This is a genomic window from Bradyrhizobium sp. CCBAU 53340, assembly GCF_015291645.1.
In the GTDB taxonomy this organism is placed as follows: domain Bacteria; phylum Pseudomonadota; class Alphaproteobacteria; order Rhizobiales; family Xanthobacteraceae; genus Bradyrhizobium.
Genome location: NZ_CP030055.1, coordinates 1,551,727 through 1,566,718 on the forward strand (window position 1 = coordinate 1,551,727; position 14,992 = coordinate 1,566,718).

At 65.0% G+C, this 14,992-nt stretch carries 15 protein-coding genes; 12 read left to right on the forward strand and 3 right to left on the reverse strand.

All coding sequences use genetic code 11. The features are described 5' to 3' along the window. Positions 1-166 precede the first annotated feature (166 nt). Entirely contained in the window at positions 167-823 is a 657-nt protein-coding gene (locus XH89_RS07325) for a TetR/AcrR family transcriptional regulator (protein ID WP_194466427.1), read from the reverse strand. 216 nt (positions 824-1,039) lie between these two features. Here XH89_RS07325 and XH89_RS07330 point away from each other — a divergent pair, with 216 nt between their 5' ends. The 3 genes from XH89_RS07330 to XH89_RS07340 all read left to right on the forward strand — a co-directional run bounded on the left by XH89_RS07330 (position 1,040) and on the right by XH89_RS07340 (position 4,135). Continuing rightward, positions 1,040-2,377: an MFS transporter gene (locus tag XH89_RS07330; RefSeq protein ID WP_194466428.1), complete on the forward strand. Its 1,338-nt coding sequence runs from the start codon at positions 1,040-1,042 to the stop codon at positions 2,375-2,377. Between the two features lie 22 nt (positions 2,378-2,399). After that, the gene (locus XH89_RS07335) at positions 2,400-3,860 is read left to right on the forward strand and encodes a carboxylesterase/lipase family protein (protein ID WP_194466429.1); all 1,461 of its coding nucleotides are present in this window, start codon (positions 2,400-2,402) and stop codon (positions 3,858-3,860) included. Between the two features lie 116 nt (positions 3,861-3,976). Beyond that, positions 3,977-4,135 (forward strand): hypothetical protein, encoded by a 159-nt coding sequence (locus XH89_RS07340; RefSeq protein WP_194466430.1) that lies wholly within the window; start codon positions 3,977-3,979, stop codon positions 4,133-4,135. Positions 4,136-4,150: 15 nt separating this feature from the next. On the opposite strand, the gene XH89_RS07345 is transcribed toward XH89_RS07340, so the two are convergent. Together XH89_RS07345 and XH89_RS07350 are read right to left on the reverse strand one after the other, a co-directional pair. Continuing rightward, positions 4,151-5,452 (reverse strand): MFS transporter, encoded by a 1,302-nt coding sequence (locus tag XH89_RS07345; protein WP_194468396.1) that lies wholly within the window; start codon positions 5,450-5,452, stop codon positions 4,151-4,153. 170 nt (positions 5,453-5,622) lie between these two features. Then, positions 5,623-6,459 carry a transporter substrate-binding domain-containing protein gene (locus XH89_RS07350; RefSeq protein ID WP_194466431.1) on the reverse strand — a complete coding sequence of 279 codons (837 nt, stop codon included), beginning with the start codon at positions 6,457-6,459 and terminating at the stop codon, positions 5,623-5,625. A gap of 205 nt (positions 6,460-6,664) precedes the next feature. Here XH89_RS07350 and XH89_RS07355 point away from each other — a divergent pair, with 205 nt between their 5' ends. The 9 genes from XH89_RS07355 (at position 6,665) to XH89_RS07395 (ending at position 14,959) form a co-directional block, all read left to right on the forward strand. Beyond that, the gene (locus XH89_RS07355) at positions 6,665-7,582 is read left to right on the forward strand and encodes an NAD(P)-dependent oxidoreductase (protein WP_194466432.1); all 918 of its coding nucleotides are present in this window, start codon (positions 6,665-6,667) and stop codon (positions 7,580-7,582) included. Between the two features lie 214 nt (positions 7,583-7,796). Continuing rightward, entirely contained in the window at positions 7,797-8,150 is a 354-nt protein-coding gene (locus XH89_RS07360) for a RidA family protein (protein WP_194466433.1), read from the forward strand. A 111-nt stretch (positions 8,151-8,261) separates the two neighbouring features. Further along, positions 8,262-9,923 carry a thiamine pyrophosphate-binding protein gene (locus tag XH89_RS07365; RefSeq protein ID WP_194466434.1) on the forward strand — a complete coding sequence of 554 codons (1,662 nt, stop codon included), beginning with the start codon at positions 8,262-8,264 and terminating at the stop codon, positions 9,921-9,923. Between the two features lie 3 nt (positions 9,924-9,926). Continuing rightward, a complete protein-coding gene (locus XH89_RS07370; protein WP_194466435.1) occupies positions 9,927-11,192 on the forward strand; it encodes an FAD-binding oxidoreductase in 1,266 nt (421 codons plus the stop codon). Positions 11,193-11,201: 9 nt separating this feature from the next. Beyond that, positions 11,202-11,945: an aspartate/glutamate racemase family protein gene (locus XH89_RS07375; RefSeq protein ID WP_194466436.1), complete on the forward strand. Its 744-nt coding sequence runs from the start codon at positions 11,202-11,204 to the stop codon at positions 11,943-11,945. Positions 11,946-12,047: 102 nt separating this feature from the next. Then, the gene (locus XH89_RS07380; RefSeq protein ID WP_246767758.1) at positions 12,048-12,749 is read left to right on the forward strand and encodes a GntR family transcriptional regulator; all 702 of its coding nucleotides are present in this window, start codon (positions 12,048-12,050) and stop codon (positions 12,747-12,749) included. Between the two features lie 234 nt (positions 12,750-12,983). After that, on the forward strand, positions 12,984-13,526 hold the full coding sequence (locus XH89_RS07385) for a thiamine pyrophosphate-binding protein (protein ID WP_194466438.1): 543 nt from the start codon (positions 12,984-12,986) through the stop codon (positions 13,524-13,526). A 5-nt stretch (positions 13,527-13,531) separates the two neighbouring features. Continuing rightward, positions 13,532-14,122, forward strand: a complete 591-nt coding sequence (locus XH89_RS07390) for a thiamine pyrophosphate-dependent enzyme (RefSeq protein WP_194466439.1) — start codon at positions 13,532-13,534, stop codon at positions 14,120-14,122. A gap of 57 nt (positions 14,123-14,179) precedes the next feature. Beyond that, positions 14,180-14,959, forward strand: coding sequence for an SDR family NAD(P)-dependent oxidoreductase (locus XH89_RS07395; protein ID WP_194466440.1), 780 nt, complete (start codon positions 14,180-14,182; stop codon positions 14,957-14,959). Positions 14,960-14,992 lie beyond the last annotated feature (33 nt).

Consider the following 14,992-nt stretch of genomic DNA (forward strand, 5'->3'; position numbering starts at 1 on the left):
CCGTCACCCTGAGGTGCGCGCCCTGGGGCGCAGCGCGCCGCAGGGCGAGTCTCGAAGGGCGACGGCCCGGCTGGAGCAATTCGGCCGTTCATCCTTCGAGGCTCCCAGCGCGATGCTGTGCGCATCGCGCCGTTCGCGCCTCAGGATGACGGAGCTGCTAGTTTCGCTAGTTCGCCCGCTTCTTCCCCAGCCACGCCAATATCATCTCCACGATCTGCGTCCGGCTCCTCGCCAGCACCTTGGGCTCGCTGAGATCGCGGTCGAACAGGGCGCCGAACGTGTGCCGGTTGGCGACGCGGAAGAAGCAGTAGGAGGAGATCGCCAGATGCAGATCGATGGCGTCGACGTCGTCGCGGAAAACGCCTTCGCTGCGGCCGCGCTTGAGGAGACGATCGAGCGTCGCGATCACGCTGGCGTTGAGCTGGCGCAGCTGCTGGTTCTGCTTCAGGTGCTTGCCATGGTGGATGTTCTCGATTGAGACGAGGCGGATGAAATTCGGATTGCGCTCGTCGTGGTCGAAGGTCGCCTCGATCAGCCGGCGCAGGCCCTCGCGCGCGTCGCAGCTTGCGATATCGAGCTGGTCCTCCAGCGCGCGGATGCTGCGATAGGCCTCCTCCAGCACCGCGAGGTAGAGCTGCTCCTTGCCGCCGAAATAATAATAGATCATCCGCTTCGACGTGCGCGTCCGCGCCGCGATGGCATCGACCCGGGCGCCGGAATAGCCCTCCGAGGCGAATTCGGCCATCGCCACTTCGAGGATGTCGCGCTTGGTGCGCTCGGGGTCGTTGGTGCGCTTCGATGGTGGCGGCATGCGCTTGAGCATCACAATTTCTCCCGCCAGCCTCTATGGATCACCTTGAAGGTGAAGGCAAATTTCGCCCAATCCGACAACTTTTTGAACCCGCCTTGCATAAACGTACTAGTTCGTACATTATGGGCTGAAGCCAAGGTCGCGGCAACCAAAAGCAAGAAGCGCGGGCGCCGGCCGGACGGACAGGGCGCGGGACGCGACCGATCTCGCACACGGGGAGGATTATTGATGAGCTCGATCTCAACTGCATCGCTGCACGCGCCATCCAGCGCGGACGTTTCGCAAAGCAAGCTGCCCAAGCGCGCCGCGCTGGTCAGCTTCGTCGGCAGTATGCTGGAATACTACGATTTCTTCATCTACGGCACCGCGGCGGCGCTGATCTTTCCAAAAGTGTTCTTCGCCAATGTCGATCCCGGCACCGCGACGCTGCTGGCGCTGCTGTCGTTCGGCATCGGCTATATCGCGCGGCCCGTCGGCGCCGTGATCCTCGGCCATTTCGGCGACCGCATCGGCCGCAAGACGGTGCTGCTGTTCACGCTGGTGGTGATGGGCTTCTCGACGCTGGCGATCGGCCTGTTGCCCGATGCCAAGACGATCGGCAATGCCGCGCCCATCATCCTGACGCTGCTGCGCCTGTTGCAGGGCCTGTCGGCGGCCGGCGAGCAGAGCGGGGCGAACTCGCTGACGCTGGAGCATTCCGCCAATTCCAACCGCGCCTTCTTCACGAGCTGGACGCTGAGCGGCACCCAGGCCGGTGCGATCCTGGCGACGCTGGTGTTCATTCCCGTCGCCAGCATGCCGGAAGACCAATTGCTGAGCTGGGGCTGGCGCATTCCGTTCCTGCTCTCGGCGCTGGTGCTGCTGGTCGCCTATCTGGTGCGCCGAACCATGCCGGAAACGCCTGTGTTCGAGGACATCAAGGACAAGGCGCAGGTGGCGCGCTTCCCCGTCATCGCGCTGCTGCGTGACTATTGGCCGGACGTGCTGCGCGTCATCGTCTGCGCGCTGATCGCGACCGTCAGCACGCTGACCGCGGTGTTCGCGCTCGGCTATGCTACCAGCAAGTTCGGCGTCGCGCGTCCGACCATGCTGTGGGCCGGCGTGCTTGGCAATGTCGTGGCGCTGTTCGCGCAGCCGCTCTGGGCCTTGCTCGCCGACAGGATCGGCCGCAAGCCGGTGTTCATCGGCGGCGTGCTCGGCTGCGCCGTGCTGCTGTTCCCTTACTTCATGCTGGTGACGTCGGGCAGCACGCCCGCGATCTTCGCCGCCGCGATCGGCCTCTACATCATCTACTCGGCGCCGAACGCGATCTGGCCGTCGTTCTATGCGGAGATGTTCGAAGCGCGCGTGCGCTATTCCGGCACCGCGATCGGCACCCAGCTCGGCTTCCTTGCCGCCGGCTTCACGCCGCTGGTGAGCGCGAGCCTGGTCGGCGAAGGCCCGACCGGCTGGATCCCGGTTGCGATCTTCGTCGCGGGCTGCTGCGTCGCCTCGGCCGCGGCCGCAATGACCGCGCGCGAAACCCACAAGGTCGACATCGCCGATCTCGGCAAGCGCCGCGCATAAGCGCAGGACGGGATGAGGATCGATGCTGACCAACGCTGTTCCAACCACGCTCGGCCCCATTGTCGGGGCCGAGCAGGGGCACATCCGCGCCTTCAAGGGCGTGCCCTTCGCGACCGCGCGGCGCTTCGCCAGGGCGACGCCGCCGCCTGCGTGGACGGAGCCGCGTCGCTGCACGGAGTACGGCGCCTATGCGCAGCAGCCCGGGCATCTCGATCAGGCGGAGGACTCCTGTCTCAGCCTCAACATCTGGATGCCTGATGGAGCCGATCGTCCGCTGCCGGTGCTGTTCTTCATCCATGGCGGCGCCTTCGTCACCGGCGGCGGCGCCGACTATGACGGCGCATTCCTCGCCGCGCCTGGCCCGGCCGTCATCGTCACCATCAACTACCGGCTCGGCCCGCTCGGCTTCCTGCAACTGCATCGTCACGGACTAGCCGAGGCCAACAATCTGGCGATCTCGGATTCGCTAGCCGCGCTCGACTGGGTCCACGCCAACATCGCCAATTTCGGCGGCGATCCCCAGAAGGTGACGCTGGCGGGCCAATCGGCCGGTGCGTCCCTGGTGATCGCGCTCGCGACGCTGCCGCAGGCGAAAGGCAAGTTCGCTCGCGCGCTGGCGCTGAGCGCGCCGGGTCGCAACATCATGAGCGCCGATCATGCCGACATCGTCGCGCGCCGTGTGCTGGCCGAGCTCGAACTTGAGAATGATGCGAGCGCAATCGCATCGGTGCCGCTGACAAAGCTCTTTGCAGCTGTCGAGCGTGTCGGCCGCAGGATCGCCGACGAAACGGATTCAGGCACCGTGTTCGGGCCGGTGCTCGACGGCAGCGTAATCCCGCGCGAGCCGCGCGATGCCTTCGCCGATGGAAGCTTGCGCGACATACCGCTCTGGCTCGGCTCCTGCCGTGACGAGATGGCGATGTTTTTGAAGAGCACGCCGCCGGCGGCGATGATCCGCACCACCGAGCGCAATTTGCGCACAGCTTTCGGCGATGCCGGCTGGGAGCGGTTGCTGGCCTATTATCGCGGTTCGGCGCGCCTCGACGAGGATCCCTATGAGGCGCTGCTGTCCGATGCATTCTGGCATCGCCCGATGGCTGATCTGGCGCGAAGCCACGCGGCAGCGGGCGGCGCGGTGTGGCTCAGCCGATTCGACCATCGCCCGGCGCTGGAGCCGTTCCTGTCGCAGGGGCCGACGCATGGCGCCGACAATGCCTGCCTCTGGGCGCACCTGCCTGACTTCATCGACCGCCCGATCCTGAAGCGCAAGGGCGGTCCGATGACGCGAGCCGACATCGACGTCGCGGCGCGGTTTCAGATCAGCCTGCTGCGGTTCGTGACATCAGGGGTGCCCGACGTTGCGGAAGCCTGGCCACGGTTTGAACCGGCCAAGGAGCCGCTGGCCATCTTCGGCCAGCCGTTTCGCATTGTGTCCCTCAAGGAAGGCGCGCGCTTCCGCATCTGGGCGGAACTGGGCGCGTGAGACTGGGCGATCGGTGCGCCAAGCCGGCACCTGTAATCTGCTTCACAGGCGGATGCGCCGATCTGCGCTAGATGAAGTCAGGCCCCGCGTCCGCGCGGCCGGCTTCGGAGCTGGCGATGATTGCTGCACTGGCAAGAGCAATATCCCGCGCGACGGGATCCAATGTCGATGTCGAAACTCTGAAGATCCTCGTGATCTTCTCGGGCGCGGGCCTCCTGGTCTCGCTCGTCGCAGCGATGTTCTACGGACAGGCGCTCAACGCGGCATTGTTCTGAGCGCCCTGCAATCCGTCAGGCCACCGAATCCCTGGAGCGGCTCCGGTTATCAGGCGCGAGCGGGGGTGCGTGCTTCAGCGGAGCAACTTCGCGTGGCGCGGCCTCGCTGCTTGAGGCGTGCGCGACCGGCGTGAGGTCGGTGTCGCGCCATGCGACGAACCAGATCAACAAGCCGAGGACCGCGAGCGCGGCGCCGACGGGACCGGTCGAGGTCCAGCCGAGCCCCTGGCGAATGGCAAGGCCGCCGAGGAAGGGGCCGAGCGCATTGGCGGTGTTGAACGCCGAATGGTTGAGCGCGGCGGCGAGCGCCTGCGCGTCTCCCGCGACATCCATCAGCCGCGTCTGCAAGATGGCACCGAGCGCGACGCTGGCGCCGATCGCAAAGATGTCGATCGCGAGCAGCCAGCGATTGCCGGCGACAAGCGGAAACGCCAGCAGCGCCACGGTGGCAAACACCAGGATGCCGCCCGCCGTCGGCATCAAGGCGCGATCGGCGAAGCGCGGCACGAACAGATTGCCGAGCGTGGCGCCGATGCCGAAGATCGCCAGGAAGAATGGAATGACCTCGGTGCTGACCTTGGTGACCTCGATCAACGTCGTCGCCAGATAGGTGTAGACGGCGAACATGCCGCCGAAGCCGATGGCGCTGATCGCGAGCGTGGTCCAGACCCGGCGGCTTTTGAGCGCGCCGAGCTCGCGCAGCGGATCCGACCGGCCGGCCTGGTCGCGCGGCGCGAACAGCGCGCACAGCAACACGGTGAGGAGCGCCAGCACCGACACGAGACCGAAGCTCGCGCGCCAGCCGAGCGCCTGGCCGATCAGATTGGCCAAGGGCACGCCGATGATGGTGGCGACGGTCAGACCCAGCATCACCTGGCCGACCGCCTGCGAGCGGCGATGTTGCGGAACGAGCGAGGCCGCCACCAGCGCAGCGATGCCGAAATAGGCGCCGTGGGGCAGGCCCGAGAGGAAGCGGGCCGCGACCATCGAGCCGAAGCTCGGTGCCAGCGCGGTGAGGGCGTTGCCGAGCGCGAACACGGCCATCAGCGCCAGGAGCTGCGTGCGCCGCGCGAATTTCGCGCCGAGCACGGCGATCAGCGGCGCGCCCAGCACCACGCCGAGCGCGTAGGCGCTGATCGCGTGTCCGGCCGTCGGCTCGTCGATATGAAGATCGGCCGCGAAGAACGGCAGCAGGCTCATCGATGCGAATTCGGTGGTCCCGATCGCAAAGCCGCCCATCGCGAGCGAGAACAGGACGATGGCGAGACGAGGGGGCGCTGAATGGCGAGGTGAGGTCGCGTGAGGCGAGGTCGTCATGTGTCCTGCATGGGTGACGGCAACGGGAACCAGCCCAGCGAACGTCGCCATCCCTGCAGTCTTTGTCTCACCTACTTAACCGCGCGCCTGTCAGCGTCAACGGCGGAACGATCACAAAGACCGATCGCATATCAGCATCCCGGTCTGTACGGGACATCTCAGCGGATCCATCAGAACTGCACCTCGCCCGGAATGTCCTCGGCGCTGAGGCCAACGGTTTGATAGGCCTTCAGCAGCCATTCGCGGGTCTGGCCGAGCGACCGGTTGTAGTCGGCCCAGGCGCTGAGGAAATCCTTGTAGCGACGATCGGCTTCGGCGCGGATGCCGAGATTGGTCGGCAGCGTCAGCAGCGGCCGCGGGATCGCGAGCTCGCCAAGCGTCGGATTCTTCTTCAGCGTGAAGATCGACAGCACCGCCAGCGAGACGTTGCAATCGGCGCGGCCGGTCGCCACCGCGAGGATCGCCTCGTCGCGGGTCTTGAAGCCGAGGATGTCAGCCTTCGGGCAATAACGGCGCGCGATGGTCTCGTGCGTCGAGCCGATGTCGACGGCGATCTTGACCTCGGGCTTGTTGAGCTCGGCCCAGGCCTGCGGCTTGGCAAAGCCCTTCTTGGTGATGACGGTGAAGGAGTGCACCAGGATCGGCGTCGAGAAGTCGATCACGAGCGAACGCTCGGGCGTCGGGTTCACGGCGAAGGCGAGGTCGACCTTGTCGGCTTGCAGATCGAGGATCTGGTTGCCCCAGGTCGATTCCAGCATCTCGACCTTGGCGCCGAGCTTGCCAGCGATGTCGTTCGCCATGTCGATGCAGGCGCCCGACCATTGATTGGTGGCGAGGTCCTTGTGGAAATAGGGATCCTGGCCGGCGATGACAGCGATGCGCAGCACGCCGCTCTTCTTGATGCGATCGAGCGTGGAAGTTGGCGCGGTGTCGGCCTTGGCCGATGTGGTTGCGGCCATAGCGGCGCCCGCCAGTGCCACGGTGGTGAGTGCATCCCTGCGGTTCATGGTCAGTAACTCCCTGTCGGCTGCGGCCCGCCGACTATTTCTGTATTCAGGACATAATGCAATATGGTATTGCGGCATTGCCGGGGATTTGAGCGATGAGGCAGGTTGGAGCCTAGTCCGTTGGCAAAGCGAGAGAAAACTCCGTGAAGCCGGGCCGGATATGGGACCGGCCGGGCGGGTGCTTGGAATTGAGAGGAGAGAGTCCGTGCGTGCTGTTTTCGTCGATGCCAACGACACCCTGGCCGCGGTCACCGAGAAGCTGCTGGGCGCGGCGAAACTGCCCGTCGACATCAACCGCAATCCTTCGATCAAGCCTGACGATCTTCCCGGCCTGCTCGGCGATGCCGAGATCATGATCGTCGACCACACCGCGGTGCCATCAGGCGTTGCGGCGAAGTGTGCCAAGCTGAAGCATGTCGTTTTCCTCGGCACCGGCGCGCGCAGCTACATGAATCCGGAAGAGCTTAGCGAGCGCGGCATCACAGTCCACACCATCAAGGGTTATGGCGATACGGCCGTGGCCGAATGCGCGATCGCGCTGATGTGGGCGTCTGCCAAAGGCTTTGGCGAGATGGATCGCGGCATGCGCGAGGGCAACTGGCTGCGCCGCGATGCCGTGCAGCTCACCGGCAAGACGCTCGGTCTGATCGGCTTCGGCGGCATCGCCGCGGAAGCTGCACGCATGGCGGCCGGCTGCGGCATGAAGGTGATCGCATGGAACAGGACGCCGAAGACGCATCCGGGCGTCGAATTCGTATCGCTGGAGAAGTTGCTGGCGGACAGCCATGTCGTCTCGCTGCATCTGTTGCTCAACGACGAGACCAAGGGCTTTCTGTCCCGCGAGCGCATCGCGCAGATGCGCAAGGGCAGCATTTTGATCAACACCGCGCGCGGCGCCATCGTCAACGAAGACGCGATGCTGGAGGCGCTGCGCTCGGGCCACATTGCCCATGCCGGGCTCGACGTCTTCACCATCGAGCCGCTCCCGGCAGGTCATGCCCTCACAAAGCTGCCAAACGTGACGCTGTCGGCGCATTCGGCGTTCCGCACGCCCGAGGCGAGCGACAGTCTCATCGGCGCCGCACTCGATCACTGCCGCCGCATCATCGCCACCGGGAAGTAAAGCATGAACAGGAGTGGTCGCGATGGCTTCACCTCTCCCCAGCGGGGAGAGGTCGAATTGCATCTGGCGATGCAAAGCATCGTCCAGTGCAATTCGGGTGAGGGGTCGCAGCGAAAACTGTAACCCCTCACCCGGATCGCATCTTTGCGATGCGATCCGACCTCTCCCTATGGGAGAGGTAAACCAAACCCATTCCGCGCAATAAGGACATCCCATGACCGACATCGCCCGCATCGACCAGAACGCCCGCCGCAGCCGCGCTTCCGTGTTCGGCGACCTCGTTTTCCTCGCTGGCCAAGTGGCTGACACCAAGAGCGCTGACATCACCCAGCAGACCAAAGAGGCGCTGGCGAAAGTCGACGACATGCTGGCGCGCGCCGGGACCGACAAGTCGCGCCTGCTCAGCGTTCAGGTCTGGCTCAAGACCATGGACGATTTCGACGCCATGAATGCGATTTATGACGCCTGGGTCGTGCCCGGCAACGCGCCGTGCCGTGCCTGCGGCAAGGTCGAGCTCGCCGATCCCGCCTACCGCATCGAGGTGATCGCAATTGCCGCGCGGCGCTGACATGCGCGCCGATGCCCTCTGCACTGCCAGCATCGGTCTTGCACCTGATGTGCGCCTGTCCTACGCCACCAGGAGCAAAAACACATTCGCTAAAGCCGTCAGGGAGCTGTCATGACCATCAGAAACACCCGCACCGGGGGCCAGATCCTGATCGATCAGCTGGTCGCGCAAGGCGTCGAGCGCGTCACCTGCGTGCCGGGCGAGAGCTATCTGGCGGCACTCGATGCGCTGCATGACAGCCCGATCGACGTCGTGATCTGCCGCGCCGAAGGCGGCGCCGCGATGATGGCGGAAGCCTATGGCAAGCTCACGGGGCGGCCGGGTGTCTGCTTCGTCACTCGCGGTCCCGGCGCTACCAATGCCAGCCATGGCGTCCACATCGCGATGCAGGACTCCACGCCGATGATCCTGTTCGTCGGCCAGGTCGATACCGGCATGCTTGGCCGCGAGGCGTTCCAGGAGCTCGACTACAAGGCGGTGTTCGGCTCGATGGCGAAATGGGCGGTCGAGATCGATCGCCCGGACCGCATTCCCGAGCTGGTCGCGCGCGCCTTCCGCGTCGCCATGCAGGGCCGCCCCGGTCCCGTCGTGATCGCGTTGCCCGAGAACATGCTGACCGAGACCGCCGCCGTTGCCGATGCCATGCGCATCGAGCCGGCGGTGAGCTGGCCGGCGCCCGCTGATATCGAGCGCGTCGGTGCGCTGCTTGCCAGCGCCAAGGCGCCGCTGGTCATTCTCGGTGGCTCGCGCTGGACCGATGATGCCACCAAGAGCATCGCACGCTTTGCCGAGTGGTTCGACCTGCCGGTCGCGACCTCGTTCCGCCGGGCGTCGCTGATCGATGCCGATCATTCGCATTACGCCGGCGATCTCGGCATCGGGCCGAGCCCGAGCCTGAAGGCGCGCATCGACAATGCCGATGTCATCCTTCTCATCGGCGGCCGCATGTCGGAAATGCCATCCTCGTCCTACACGCTGCTCGACATTCCCTCGCCGAAGCAAAAGCTGATCCATGTGCATCCAGGCTCGGAAGAGCTCGGCCGCGTCTATCAGCCCGAGCTGGCGATCCAGGCGACGCCCGCTTCATTCGCCGCCGCCGTTGAAAATCTGAAGCCCTCAGGCGCAGTAGCCTGGAAGGGCGAAGCCGCCAAGGCGCACGCCGATTATCTCGCCTGGACCGAGAAGGCGCGCGAGCTGCCGGGCGCGTTCCAGTATGGCCAGGTCATGACCTGGCTGCGCGACCGGCTGCCGAAAGATGCGATCGTCTGCAACGGCGCCGGCAACTACGCCGGCTGGATCCATCGTCATCACCGCTTCCACAGCTTCGCCTCGCAGCTCGCGCCGACCTCGGGCTCGATGGGCTATGGCGTGCCGGCGGGGGTGCTGGCCAAGCGGCAATTTCCTGATCGTGTCGTCGTCGCGTTTGCCGGCGACGGCTGCTTCCTGATGAATGGCCAGGAATTCGCGACTGCCGTGCAGTATGATGCGCCGCTGGTCGTGATCGTCGTCGACAATTCGCAATACGGCACCATCCGCATGCACCAGGAGCGCGACTATCCCGGTCGCGTGGTCGGCACCCAGCTCAAGAATCCGGATTTTGCGATGTACGCGAAAGCCTTCGGCGGCCATGGCGAGCGTGTCGAGCGCACCGAAGAATTCGCACCGGCATTCGAGCGGGCGCTCGCCTCAGGCAAGCCGTCGATCCTCCATTGCATCATCGATCCGCGCGCGATCTCGGTCGGCAAGGATTTTACCCCGGCGGTGAAGGCGTAAGCGATGCCGGAGAACCGCCACGTCGCCATCATCGGAGCCGGCGCGGTCGGGGTGATCAGCGCTATCGAGGCGCTGCGCGAGGGCCATCGCGTCACGCTGATCGACGCGGGCGAGCCCGGTGGCGAGCAGGCGGCGAGCTACGGCAATGCCGGCTGGCTCTCCTCGCATTCAGTGATCCCGCCGGCCGAGCCGGGCGTCTGGAAGAAGGTGCCGGGCTATCTGATGGATCCGCTCGGCCCGCTTGCGATCCGCTGGTCTTATCTGCCGAAGGCGCTGCCCTGGCTGGTCAAATATCTGCTGTCGGGCTGGACCGAGGCGCGCGTGGAGAAGACCGCTTTCGCGCTGCGCGATCTCCTGAAGGACGCGCCGCTCTTGCACCGGAAGCTCGCAGAAGAGGCTGGTGTCCCCGAGCTGATCGAGCGCAACGGCGTGATGCACGTGTTTCCGTCGCGCGGCAATTTCGACAACGATCTCGGCTGGCGCCTGCGCAAGAAGGTCGGGGTCGCATGGATGGAGCTGAACGCCGACGAGATGCGTCAGCGCGAGCCGGACCTGCATCCGCGCTACACCTTTGGTGTGGTGGTGGAGGAGGCCGGCCGTTGCCGCGATCCCGGCGCGTATGTTGCGGCCCTTGCACAGCACGCGCTGGCGAGCGGCGCGAAGCTGGTCCATGCCAGGGCGACCGGTCTGAGGTTGAACGGCAACAAGCTCGTGGCCGTTCTCACCGACACTGGTGAAATTCCTTGCGATGCCGCGGTGGTCGCTGCGGGTGCACGTTCGAAGCAGCTCACCGCATCTGTCGGCGATCCCTTGCCGCTCGAAACCGAGCGCGGCTATCACGTCATGATCGAGAACCCTGAAACAGGTCCGCGCAGCTCGATGATGGCCTCCGACGCCAAGATGGTGGTGAACTGGACCAACAAGGGCCTGCGCGCCGCCGGTACGGTCGAGATCGCGGGCCTTGAGGCCGCGCCGAACTGGAAGCGCGCCGAGATTTTGCGCGACCATCTCTTCAGCATGTTCCCGAAACTGCCGAGGGACATTCCGGCCTCGCGCATCAAGACATGGTTCGGTCACCGGCCGAGCATGCCCGATGGGCGTCCCTGCATCGGCTATTCGCGCGCCTCGCGCGACATCGTCTATGCGTTCGGCCATGGTCATGTCGGCCTGGTCGGATCGGCCCGCACCGGCCGTCTCGTCGCGCAGCTCCTGAGCGACAAGCGGCCTGAAATTCCGCTCGCGCCGTTCGCACCCAATCGCTTCCTCTGAGATCGCACCATGACCATTCCAGCGAATTCGTCCTCTCGCATCGCCCGCGGCGGCAAGGCCATCTATGGCGCGCCGCTCGGCATCCTGATGCTGGAAGCGCGCTTTCCGCGCATTCCCGGCGACATGGGCAATGGCACGACCTGGCCGTTTCCAGTGCTCTATCACGTGGTGAGCGGTGCATCGCCCGAGAAGGTGGTGCTGAACGGCGCGGCCGGCCTGCTGCCAGATTTCATCGATGCGGCGAAGGACCTGGTGCGGCTCGGGGCGGAGGCCATTACCACCAATTGCGGATTCCTCTCGCTGTTTCAGAAAGAGATCGCGGCCGCTGTCGGCGTGCCCGTTGCGACCTCGTCGCTGATGCAGGTGCCGTGGGTGCAGGCGACCTTGCCGCCCGGCAAGCGCGTCGGTCTCGTGACGGTATCGGGTTCAACCCTGACGCCGGCCCATCTCGAAGGTGCCGGCGTGCCGCTCGATACGCCACTGGTCGGCACCGAGCACGGCAAGGAATTTTTTCGTGTGCTGATCAAGGCCGAGAAGGACGACATGGATGTGGCCCAGGCCGAGCGCGACGTGGTCGAGGCGGGCAAGGAGCTGGTTGCCAAGAACCCCGATGTCGGGGCCATCGTGCTCGAATGCACCAACATGCCGCCTTACGCGGCGGCGTTGCAGGCCGAAGTCGGGTTGCCGGTCTACGACATCTATTCCATGATCACCTGGTTTCATGCTGGACTGCGCCCGCGCGTGTTTGCGTGAATCCGGCTGTCGCAAGCTCTTCACAACCTCTGCTCTCGTTTGCATTGCAATCGCACCTGCAGCCCCGATATATTGGGCTGTGTTCGGGCATGAATGCTGATGATGAGCAACGTGGAACTGGCCTCCGATAGTATCGTCGATCGCGTCTATGAGCAGCTCAAGGCGATGGCCGTGAGCTATGAGTTCAAGCCGGGCGAACGGCTCAACGAAGGCGAGCTGGCCAAGCGCCTCGGCGTCAGCCGCACGCCGCTGCGCGAAGCGCTCAACCGTCTCAACACCGAGGGCTTCCTGCGCTTCACGCCGGGCAAAGGCTTCTTTTGCCGCGAGCTCGACGCGCACGAGATCTTCGATCTCTACGAATTGCGCAAGTCGATCGAGGTCGCCTCGGTCCGCCTCGCCATCAAGCGCGCCAGGGACGAGGACATCGACGCGCTCCTGAAATTCCTCGAAGCCACCGGCCCCGATCCGGGCGACCGCACATCGGTGGAGCTGGTCGAGCTCGACGAGACCTTCCACGAACGCCTGATGGCGATGTCGAACAATGCCGAGATGCTGCGCGTGCTGCGCAACGTCAACGCCCGCATCCGCTTCGTGCGCTGGATCGACATGGACAGCATCAACCGCTCCAACACGCAAGCAGAGCATCGCGCGGTAATTGAAGGTCTGAAAGCGCGCGACGAGGCGACCTGCATCTCGGTGCTGGAAAAGCACATCGACCGCCGCCTCGATCGCATCACCTCCGCGATCAAGGAAGGCTACGCGCAGATCTATATGCCGGCGGCGGCGAGATCGGCGACGAATTGAGTTCTCTTCCTGTCGCTGCGATGACAGCATCGTAGGGTGGGCAAAGCGAAGCGTGCCCACCACCTGATCGTGGGCACGGCGCAAGTGCGCCTTTGCCCACCCTACGATTTCGGACTCGCAGAGAGATACTTTTCACCAGCTATACAATCCTTCAATATCTGCTCGTGCCAGACGGTCAGAGCCTTCGCGCGCAAACATCGCTAGTTTGCCGCTCGAGTTTCACGGAGACGTCTGGTGCACAGCCCCAAGCCCAATTTGAAGCCCAATCCCGACATCGACTGGCCGAGCGAGCTCTATCGCATCCTCAAGGCCGCCGACGTCCGGCAGATGTCCTACGTCCCCGACGCAGGCCACAGCCAGCTGATCCGCATGCTCTCCGCCGATGCTGACGTCACCACCAACGTGCTGACGACCGAGGAGGAGGGCATCGCGATTGCCGCGGGCGCCTGGCTCGGCGGCCAGCGCAGCGTACTCTTGATGCAATCGAGCGGCGTCGGCAATTGCATCAACATGCTGTCGCTGGCTGCGATCGGCCGCTTCCCGCTTCTCATGCTGGTGACGATGCGCGGCGAATGGGCCGAGTTCAATCCTTGGCAGGTGCCGATGAGCCGCGCGACACAGCCCTCTCTTGAGGCGATCGGCCTGAAGGTGATGCGCGCGGAGACGGCGGAGGATCTGGTCGAGACCGTCGAAGCCGCAGCCTCACTCGCCTACGAGTCCGACCAGCAGATCGCGGTCCTGATCGGGCAGCGCCTGATCGGCAAGAAGAAGTGGTGATGTTAATGTCCGTTCCCTCCCAGCTCGATCGCCGGGCCGCCGTTGCGGCTCTTCTCAAGGACCGCAACAACATGCTGGTCGTCTCCGGCCTGGGTTCGCCGACCTACGATCTGCATTCCATCGGAGATCACGACGGCAATTTCTATCTCTGGGGTGCCATGGGCGGCGCCGCGCTGATCGGTCTTGGTCTCGCGCAGGCCCAGCCGGGCAAGCGCGTTATCGCCCTGACCGGCGATGGCGAGCAGCTGATGGGACTCGGCGGCATCGCCACCATCGGTGTTGCGCGACCTGGGAATCTCGACATCGTCGTGATCGACAACCAGCATTTTGGCGAGACCGGGATGCAGGCGAGCCACACCGGCCGCGGTGTCGATCTCACCGCGATTGCCACGGCTTGCGGCTTCGCTACAACCGGAACCGTGCGGACGCTCGAGGAGGTGCAACGTCTGGCATCTGATATCGCCAAGCCGGCCGACGGCCCACGGCTGTTTGTCATCAAGGTCAGGGCTGAAAATCCGCCGCGCTCGCTGCCCTCGCGCGATGCCGTCTTTATCAAGAACCGGTTCCGTGCTCATCTCGGTTTCGCGGCGGCTTGAACCGGGGTTTCATCCGGGATAGCTCGCTGCCTGAGCAGCTATTCTGGAGTGAGACCCATGAAACTATCCGGCAAGGTCGCCTCCATCACAGGCGCGGCACGCGGCATCGGCAAGGCCTGTGCAAAACGATTCCTCGATGACGGCGTCAAGGTCGTCATCTCGGATGTCGATGCCGAAGGTCTCGCCGCGACGGCCGCCGAGCTGGGCCGGCCCGATGCGCTGCGAACCGTGGTCGGCAATGTCGCCAAGCGCGCCGACGTCGATCAGCTCGTCGCGACCGCCGTGAAGGAGTTCGGTCGGCTCGACATCATGGTCAACAATGCCGGCGTCGCGCGCAACCGGGACATCCTCGAGATTACGGAAGCGGAATTCGACGAGATCATCGGCATCAATTTGAAGGGCGCTTTCTTCGGCGTCCAGGCCGCGGCGAAGCAGATGATTGCGCGGGGCGGCGGCGGGGTCATCATCAACATGTCCTCGGTGAACGCGCTGCTGGCGATCCCGGCGCTTGCGACTTACGCGATGTCCAAGGGCGGCATGAAGCAGCTGACGTCGGTCGCGGCCGTCGCGCTCGCCCCGCACAACATCCGCGTCGTCGCGGTTGGGCCCGGCACGATTTTGACCGACATGGTGGCGTCCTCGATCTACACCTCCGAGGATGCGCGGAAAACCGTGATGTCGCGCACCCCGGCCGGGCGCGGCGGCGAACCGAGCGAGGTGGCCTCGGTCGTGGCGTTCCTTGCCAGCGACGATGCGTCCTACATCACCGGGCAGACCATATATCCGGACGGCGGCCGGCTGGTCCTGAACTACACGGTGCCGGTGAAGGAGAAGTAGGCGGCTCCGTTCTCGCTGTCATCGCCCGCGAAG